The sequence below is a fragment of the Lactobacillus nasalidis genome, assembly GCF_016587775.1.
Lineage (GTDB): Bacteria > Bacillota > Bacilli > Lactobacillales > Lactobacillaceae > Lactobacillus > Lactobacillus nasalidis.
Window position 1 is genome coordinate 1 of sequence record NZ_BOCG01000468.1, and the last position, 9,196, is coordinate 9,196.

The window sequence follows — 9,196 nt, forward strand, 5'->3', positions numbered from 1 at the left end:
CAGCCTGCCGCTTTTCCAGCTCGGCTTCGCTGGCCTCAGGCAGGACTGCCACGAACTCTTCCCCACTGATCCGGTAGAGCTGGCGGCTGTCAAAGCTGACGCTCAGCCAGTCGGCCGTCTGCTGCAAGAGCAGGTTGCCTTCCTGCGGACCATGATCGGCGTTGTAGTCGCGCAAATCGTACAGGTCCATGTAGATCAGGCCAGCGGCAATCCGCTGGTCCTTGAGCCGCTGAAGCTCGCTTTGGTAGGCGCTTTGGTTGCCCAGACCGGTCAAGTGGTCGCTGGCCGCCGGAGACGGCAGGCGGCTCAAGCGCCCGACTACGCTCAGCTTTGCCGCCAAATAGCGGGTGTATTCCGCCAGCAGGTCCTTGGCGTAAGCCAGCCGGTCGGCGTCGAAGTTCTCGATTCCCAAGTAGCCTAGCAGTTTCTGCTGGCTGAAAAGCGGGAAGAGCAGGACGCGGACGTTCTTGCGGTTCAGTTCATAAAGCTCCCGGTCAAAGCGCAGGCTTTCCATGTCACTGACATACAGGTACGGCTGCTGGCCGCGCAGACGGTCACAGTAGGAAATGATCTGGCCGGCCAGCCGGTCGGAAATGTTCCCCATCAGCCTGCCCTTCTGGCTCCATTCATATTTGAGCACGGCCTTGCCTTCAATTGCTTCAAACATGTAGATTCTTTCCGGTTCAAGCAGGCTGGCTACTTCCACCAAAGAGAAGTTGATTTCAGAATCGTGGTCTTCCGGCCCGTTCAAAGTCCGCGCCAGCATCGCGCTTTGGGCAGCCAGGCTGCCGGACTTCTGCAAAGCTTCCAGCTTCGGGGCGTTGTCTTCAATCTTGGTGAAGGCCAGGGCCACGCAGGCCGGCAGAGCAGCTGGCAAAATCGTGAATTCGCACCAAGCCTCCAGGTGCTTGTTGTACAGGCGGTGGCTGCTTGCCCGGCTCGTTCGCAGCACTTCCAAAGGCAGAGTCGACCACTGCTCTTCTTCACCCGGCAGGGCCGAGGTAATTTTCTTGCCCAGCAGCTCTTCTTCAGGCATCCGCAGCATCTGGGTAAAGACCCGGTTGACGGATACAAACTCACAGTTGGCCGCGTGGATGTTTTTGTCATAAAACGGCCGCACGACCACGTATGGCAGCGGCAAGTCCTCGTAGCCGCTGGAGCTGGCCAACTTTTCCTTGGCCCGGCTGGACATGAGTTCAACCTTAAACAGGCTGTGCTCGTGGGAGTTGACGATCATCTTGAAGCTCAGCTGGTATTCGCGTCCGCCGACAGTCAGTTCAGTCAGCTGCTCATGAGTCGACCGGGCTGCTTCACCGGCAAAACGCAGCATTTTCTCCTGGCTGGCCTGATCGCTCCAGGCCAGGTCGCGCCTGCCCGTCAGCACGATCCCGATCTGGGCCGCGAAGGAGCGGAAGGCCGAATTCAGATAGTAGGCCGCGAACTTTTCCTGCTGGCGGTCATAGTCCACGATGGCCAGCGGCTGGTCAACATTGACGTCGACCAGGCCGGCGGTTTCAAAGTAGGAGCTTTCATCCAGCCCTTCCCAGGCCACTCCCAGGTCTTTCAGGCGGTCAACCACCTCCGGGAAGGTGTTTGGTTTGCCGTAGTAGTAACCCTGGATCACTTCACAGCCTACGTCCTTTAAGAAGGCGATCTGTTCCTTGCTCTCCACGCCTTCGCAGAGAGTGTGGACGCCCAGGCTCTTGGCCATGGAAATCAGCGGTCTGATGACCTTCTTGCTGCGCTCGTCGAACTTCCGCATGAAGATCATGTCCAGCTTGATCTCGTCAAAGCCGTATTCCTTCAAGGTGTTCAAAGAAGAAGCCCCGCTGCCGAAGTCGTCCATCAGTACCTGGAAGCCGTTGGCATGGAAGCGGTCAATGGCCTTTTTTATCTTGACCGGGTCCTCGGTCAGAATCGTTTCAGTGATTTCCACCCGCAGCATTTCCCGGGGAATATCGTACTTCTTGACCAGGTCAAGCAGGACCTGGTTCGGGTCGCTGGTCACGAAGTCCGTCCGCGACAGGTTGAAGGAAATCGGCACGATCTGGCCGCCAGTGTCCAGCTGGTGGCGGATCAGCTTGACCGCTTCCTCCAAAACGTACAAGTCCAGCTTGTAGGTCAGGTTGCTGTCTTCCAAAACCGGCACGAAGCGGCCCGGAGACATGAAGCCCCTGGTCTGGTCGTTCCAGCGGGCCAGGGCTTCCAGGCCCGACAGCTTCCCGTTCATCAGGTGCACCTGCGGCTGGTAGTAAACCTGGATGTCGCCGTTGGCAATGGCTTCATCGATGTGGTCGACCACGAACTTGGTGTAGGCTGACTTTTCGCTGAACTCTTCCGTGTAGACCCGGTAGCAGTTTTCAGCCCCGTCCTTGACCTCGTCGCAGGCCGTCTTGGCGTAGTCGCACTCGGTTTCGACGCTCTTGCTGCCGTCGGAGTAGTAGATCCCGGCCTTCAGGTAGAGCTTGAAGGACAGGTCGATCTGGCCGACGCGCCGGTTGGCCTCTTCAATGCGGTCCATTACGCCGTCGTTGTCCAGGTCAAAAATGACGAAGTGGTCATTGGCAAACCGGGCCAGATATTCCGAGCCGAAAATGTCCTTTAAGATCTCAGCTACCTCTTTCAGGCACTCGTCCCCTTTTTCGTGGCCGTTGATCACGTTGTAGAGCTTGAACTTGGCCAAGTTGATGTAGATGATTGCCGGCATGATCGACGGGTCTTCCTTGCGCTGCTTGGTCAGCTTCTGAGTCAGGTAGTACTGGGTGTACAGGCCCGTCAAGCGGTCGTAGTTGACCATCTTTTCATAGGTGTCGTCCTGGCCTTTTTGCTGCATGTTGTTGAGCTCAGACAAAAAGTACTGTCTGAACATCAAGATCTGCGACAAGAAGAAGCCGTAGCGCAGGGTGCTGAAGTCAGCCGCGCTGTTCTCGTGCACAAAGTGCCAGTAGCAGTCGATAACGATGCAGACGATCAGCAAAAAATAGGTGCCCAGATAGGACCAGTGAATCAGCTTCCGGGTCTTGTAGGCCTCATTGGCCGATTCCTGCTCGGATTCGGTCAATTCTTCCGGACTGGCTTCGCTAACCGCCTTTTTGGACCGGAAAAGGTCCCCCACCATCATTGCCACGCCGCTGACGATGCCAACAAAGACAAGGCTGAGCAGAAAAGTGCGGTCATTGCTGAAGTCCAGGCCCTTGAAGAAATGCCGCCATAAAACGTAGACCACGTCTGCAAGACTCAAGGCAAAACCGTAAGCGGCATAAATTGCTCTTGGATATTCCAGCTGCTCGTTGACCATCATTACCAGCAGATAAGGCAGCAGAATCAAGACTGGGTAGGTAAACAGGCGCCAAATGTGGTAATGGCCCAGCAAGACCGTCAGCTGCATTTCTGCCTGCATCTGCAGGATCGCAAACAGGATCGTCGCGATCGAATAGTAGATCAAGCTCCGCTTGAACTTGCTGCCCAAAGGCGCGAAGATGGCAAACAGCAGCATGGTCACGCCCAAAACAGCCGAAATAATGCCCAAAGTCAGGCGCAGGACGTTCTTTTTAAAGTACCTGGCCAAAAAGGCCCCGTCGTTGCCCAGGCTGCAGTTGCTGATTTTGCCAAGCGGCTGGTAAAAGCCGGTCAGGCGCAGGCGGATCCTCTTGCCAGCCGCGCTGGCCGGCAGGGTAATGCTGTTGGTGAAGCTCTCATAATGCTCGGTCAGATTCAGCCAGTCAGCCGCGATTTCCGGATGGCTGTGGTAGAGCCGTTTTTGCCCCAGATAGGCATCGATCTGCTTGATATTGTTGGACAAAAAGATGATCTTGTCCTGGCTGGCCAGGTTCTTGGGCAGCTGGTAATAGATCGTCACTGAGTCGTTCTTCCCGGGCTTGATTTCCTGCAAATTGACCTGTTTGCCCGCTTTATCCGTCCACTTGCCGCCAATGCTGGTCAGGTGAGCAGTCGAATAGATTCCTCTAAAAGTTCCCTGATTGCGCCCCCAAAAGCTGACAATGCCCAAAGCCAGCATGATCGCCGCGATGATCAGCGAATAAAATATAGCGCATTTGTTTTTCTTCATCCTAAACCTCACTTTTCTTTAACCCGGTCAACAGGTTAAAAAGCGTTAGCGGTAGCGCTTGTGCGACTTGTAGAAGTCGTTTTTCTGCCGCTGCATCCTGCGGTCGGCCTGCTCAACTGCTTCCTGCAGATAGTGGGAATCCGGGCACCATTCGATCCCGACTGAGATCGATGGCGCGTCAGGGGTTTCCAGGCACTTTTGGAAAGCGGCGCAGTTGGCCTCGAATTCTGTTCTGGTGCTTTGGTCATCCAAAACCACGAATTCGTCGCCGCCGACCCGGTAGACATGGTCGCGGCCAAAATTCTAGCTGATGATCTGGCCGGCAGCAATCAAAAGCTCGTCGCCAGCGTCATGGCCCTGTTCGTCATTGGCTTCCTTCAGGCCGTTCAAGTCCATGAAGGCCACGCCGACGGTCCTTGAAGCCTGGGCCTTCTGGTAGTGGGTGAGCTTGGCCAGGTACGGGTGCCGGTCGTTCAGCTTGGTCAAGACGTCCGTGTCTCTTTGCTGCTCCAAATCGCGGCCGGTGATCTTGGCCCCCATGAAGTCGGCCGTCAGTTCGATCAGGTTGCAGAAGTCCATGTTCAAGTCGGCATTGAGATTTTCAACAATGACGATCCCCCGGATCTGCCCCCGCTCGTAAAACGGCGCCAGCAGCACGTTGCGCGGCTGGTAGCCGTCCTTGTAAGTCGCGACGATTTCTGGAAAAAGCTCGGCAATCTCCTGCGGATCAGTCACAAACATGCTGTCCTGCTTCTTGATTTTCTGCAGCTTGCTGCCCGAAAGCCCCTGCGGGATGCTGATTTTCTGCTGCTCGTCCTGCACGGAAGGGATTCCTGGCCTGCTCCAGCTGTAAGAGTTCTTGATATAGCCCGGCCGCGTTTCCAGCAGGCTGACCCGATCGGCCTGCAGGTCCTCGCCCAGCTTGGCCAGCCCCTGGCTGATCGCGTCGTCGAAGCGGTCGTTTTTGACGTTCAGGATTTCCGACAGCTGCACGATTTCGTTGGTCGTGCTCTGCTTTTGCTGGATTTCCTGTTCGTTGTGCTTCTGCTCATCGATATTGATCAGCACCAGCGAGTAAGTGTCCGGCACGGAGGCTGTGGCAGTGATGTATTCATACCAGTTGCCCGCCTTTGCGTGGAAAATTCCCTGGTGGATCCGGCCGTCAGCGCCGCCGAAGATTTCATCGATCCAGAAAGACAGCTTGCCTTTGATAAAATTCGACATTTTGTTGCCCAGCAGCTTTTCGCGGCTTTGCTTCATGATTTCCGCGTAAGCCTGGTTGACGTAGATGTACTGCATGTCGACGACCTTGTTTTGCTTGCGGACCGGGGCGACGATGACGAACGGAATCGGCATGTCCCGGTACTGGTCGGCGTTCAAGCTGAAGTTGGCCGTCACGCCGAGGTCGTCGCGGGGCTGCTCTTGGTAAACCTGGTTGGCATTGTAGGAGGTCAGCACGTCGATGATTGCGTAGGCATCGGTGTGCGGGTTGTAAGAAAGAATCCGCTGGTAGCCTTCAACGTAAAGGTTGTTGGGATAGCTGTGCACGCTGTAGTGCCATTCAGTCTTGCGGTTCTTCCAGTATTCTTCCTTGATCCAGGCCTTCAGATCCTTGAAAAACTGCGGTCCGATGGATTTGAGCTCAGTGTTGAAGGGGTGCTGCTCCATTTCTTCCTGGGTTACCGACCCGCAGCTGAGGAGGTAGCGGGTATAGCCCTCGTTGCCTCTCATGTAGTACAGCTTGCCGTTCTTGTATTCCAAAAAGCCCAGCGGCGTGCCCTTGAAGTAGCGGTCTAAGACCGGGTCCGGATCGTCAAAAGTCAGAGAGTCGTTGTAGCTTTCCGTGATGAAATGCGGCCGCTCTAAGCTCATCATCCCCACGCTGTTGTAGTAGTCGGACTCGCTGAAGCGCTCCAGGTTAGCCTCTGGTCCTTCGATCCACTTGCCCACGGCCTTGTCAAAAGGAAGCGGCTGGCCAAAGTAGTAGCCCTGGGCTGCCGCGCAGCCGATCTCTCTTAAAGACAGGAGCTGGTCGGAATTTTCCACCCCTTCAACGATCGTATCGATCCCCAGCTCCTCAGCCAGTTCGACCATCTTCTTTAAGACGATCTTTGACCGTCTCTGGTCAGGGTCGTTGATGAAACTGGCGTCGAATTTGATGCAGGTGAAGGGGGCGTTGTCCTTGATCAGGCCGATGGAGGAATAGCCCTCGCCGAAGTTGTCGACCCAGACGGAAAAGCCACTTTGCTTAAAGAGGCTGATCTGCTCGCGGATCTTGTCGGAATTGAGATTGCGGGTATCATTGCTGATCTCGATCACCAAAAATTCCGGCGACAGGCCGCTGGCCTTTACCCGCCTGCTGATTTCCTCAGCCATGTTGCACTGGTCGAATTCTGAACTGAAAAGGTTGATCGAAATGGCGATTTCCAGGTGGCCCATTTGCTGCATTTTCTTCAAATCGGCGATTACCTTGTCAACCATGTACAAATCCAGCCGGTACAATACCCCCGCCTTGTCCAGGATCGGAATGAACTGGTCATCCAGCAGCACCCCACTGTTGGGCTTGCGCCAGCGGGCCAGGGCTTCCCAGTTGCCGCTTTGCCCGTTCAGGATGCGGACGATCGGCTGGTAAAAAGGCTCAATCCAGCCCTCTTTCAAGGCCAGGTCGAAGTTGGAGAGAATGTAGCTCTCCAGTTCCAGCTTTTTCCGGTTCTGGCTGGTGAAGTAGGCGATATGGGAACTGACATCCTTGCGGTTGTTGTTGCAGGCCACCATCGCGTACTCGCAAACCTTCTTGATGTCCTCATAAATCAGGCTGCCGGCCTCATAGACCCCGATGCGGACTGCCAAATTGCGGCCGCCGTTGATCTGCCGGCTTTCTTTTAAGAAAGTTTCCAGCCGCTTGTCCAGGTCGGCGTGCGCCGTATAAGCATAAAAATTGTCTTCCGTGAAGTGGCCGCAGGCTTCTTCGCCAAAATAGCTGCGCAGCAGATTCCCGAAAGACCGCAGCAGGCGGTTGCCTTCCACGTAAGAATAGCGGTGGTTGAAGTGGCAGAAGCCGATGAGGTTGAAGGCCAGCATGACCGGCTGCTTGCCTTGCTTGAAAAGCTTCCGGCAGCCCAGTTCAGCCAGCTCGTAAAAGTAGACCGCCTTGGGCAGGCCGGTCAAATCGTCAAGCAGGTGCTTGGATTGGCCGTCAGCCTTGGGCAGGGTCCGGCCAGCAGCCAGCATCTGCTCAAAGCGGTCCGGTTCCATGACGGTATACCACACCAGCAGGTAGTGCCGGTTGCCGATTTCCTTGGCCTGGCCCTGGGCCTGCATGAGCGAATACTCTTCCTGGCCAGGCAGCTTGATGCGGTAGAGGTTCTGGTAGCTGCTTTTGTCCCGGCGGGCAAAAGAGGCGAAGTCTGCCTGAGCGCAGACCAGGTCGTCAGGGTGCAGGCCGGCAAAAAGGTTCTCATTCAAGAGCTGCTTTAAGTCAGCCGCAGACAGGCCATACAGGCTGCATAAGCCTTTTGAAACAGCCAAGGCTGTTACATGATTATTTTCAAATTGATAAAGTGCTATTGGCGCCTCGTTTCCAGCAATTTTCTCCCGTTCAGCACGATCAATGTTTTTTCTCATAAACCCGCTCCTAACAATCGAGATTTTCCGCCAATAACGGCGCTGGTACTCTAAGCAAAAATTAATTTTCGCCCAGAAGCCCAGCAATCTTCACACGTTGATCCATTCTTTATATTATATATAAATTGTTATACTAGGGCAAGTGGCGCCGGGTTTGATTCCGGCAAAAAACATAACCGATGGCCAATAGCAGCAAAAAAGGCCAAGGCTGCCGCAGCAGTCTTGGCCCGAATGGTCGGTTAAGCATTTTTCTTCTTTTCTAAGCGCTCCTGGCGCTTCTTGCGCAAGCGGCCGACGTCTCCATAGATCATGTAGGCAGCCAGAAGCAGCGCCAGGATGAAACCCAGCCGGCTGCCCCAGGAGTAAGTGAAGTACATTTTTGAATACAGTTCTTCTTGCACCGTCTGGCTCATGAAATGAGTCATGAAAACCTGGAAGCCAAAAGCCCCCACTGCGCCCAGCAAAAGCGGCAGCCAGGCCAGATAGCGGTCAAAGATCAGCAAGGCCACGCCCAGCAGGTACAAGAAACAGATGATCCACAAGGAAAGCTGGTAGATCTGCGTGATCTGCTGAAGCTCGCCTTCATGCACCTTCAATTCGCTGTTGACCAGATAGAGGATCAAATCCCCCAAAAAGACCTGCACCTTGTTTTTGGTCGGCAGGTTGAGGTCGCTGGCCTGCAGGCGCTTGTCCTGCCGGTAGCGTGAAACCAGCCGGTACAAGCTGAGGTAGGACTCCTTGATCACCACCTGATTCGGCAGCTGGTCAACCAGGTCCTCCTTCAAGCCCGATTCAACCGCTGCCTTGGCGGCAATCGTCATGGCGCTGTCGTCGTTTTGACTGGCAAACTGGTCAATCAGGCTGGAGGCGTAGTCCTTGGCGTCGCTCATTTTAAAAGTGATTGGGCTGCTCAAGAGGGCAACCAGCGACGCGAGGGCCACGAGCGAACACAGGCACTTGCGCAGAATTTGTTGCCATTTTTTCTGTTGGAACTTTTTCATAGCACTGTCCCAAGATAATACCCTGCCGTCAGCAGGCAGATTCCGCCAAGGTAGCTGGCCAGCAGGTAGCGCTTCAAAAGCCGCTTTTTGCCGCTGTCAGCCAAAGACAGCATTTCCGTGTTCAAGGTTGAAAAAGTCGTGTAGCCGCCCAGAACGCCGGTCCCCAGAAAGGCATAGACGAAAGCCGGCAGGTTCAAGGCAAAGACCAGCCCCAGCAAAAAGGCCCCGGACAGGTTGATCACCAGCGTCGGCCAAGGAAAAGCCGTCTGCCGCATCCAGTGCTTCTTGCCGTAATTGGTCAGCCCGAACCGGGCCAGGGCCCCCAGACTGGCGCCAAATCCAACTGCAAAGATCATCTTGTTACCCCCTCTCCAACATTTTTGTAGCGGCGAAATCTGCGGCCTTCTTGCCTGCCCAGGCACACAGGTAACCGGCCACAATCGTGCCGGTGAAGTAAAGCAGAGCCGGCAGGCTGCTGCCGGCAGCCAGCATCTTGAAGGCG

General features: G+C 55.2%; 3 protein-coding genes and 1 pseudogene. All 4 read right to left on the bottom strand.

Going from position 1 to position 9,196, the window contains the following annotated elements:
- Nucleotides 1-4,069 (bottom strand): EAL domain-containing protein (locus tag lacNas_RS14300; protein WP_244661449.1); only part of this gene is annotated, 4,069 nt, incomplete at its 3' end.
- 45 nt (nt 4,070-4,114) lie between these two features.
- Nucleotides 4,115-7,693, bottom strand: a pseudogene (locus tag lacNas_RS08915) (EAL domain-containing protein).
- A 239-nt stretch (nt 7,694-7,932) separates the two neighbouring features.
- Nucleotides 7,933-8,694: a hypothetical protein gene (locus lacNas_RS08920; RefSeq protein WP_201330693.1), complete on the bottom strand. Its 762-nt coding sequence runs from the start codon at nt 8,692-8,694 to the stop codon at nt 7,933-7,935.
- Entirely contained in the window at nt 8,691-9,050 is a 360-nt protein-coding gene (gene crcB, locus lacNas_RS08925; RefSeq protein ID WP_201330694.1) for a fluoride efflux transporter CrcB, read from the bottom strand. The genes lacNas_RS08920 and crcB overlap by 4 nt, the downstream gene beginning before the upstream one ends.
- Nucleotides 9,051-9,196 lie beyond the last annotated feature (146 nt).

Excerpts from the sequence above, each read along its gene's own strand:
- lacNas_RS08920 (WP_201330693.1), bottom strand. The coding sequence starts at position 8,694 with ATGAAAAAGTTCCAACAGAAAAAATGGCAACAAATTCTGCGCAAGTGC.
- crcB (WP_201330694.1), bottom strand. The coding sequence starts at position 9,050 with ATGATCTTTGCAGTTGGATTTGGCGCCAGTCTGGGGGCCCTGGCCCGG.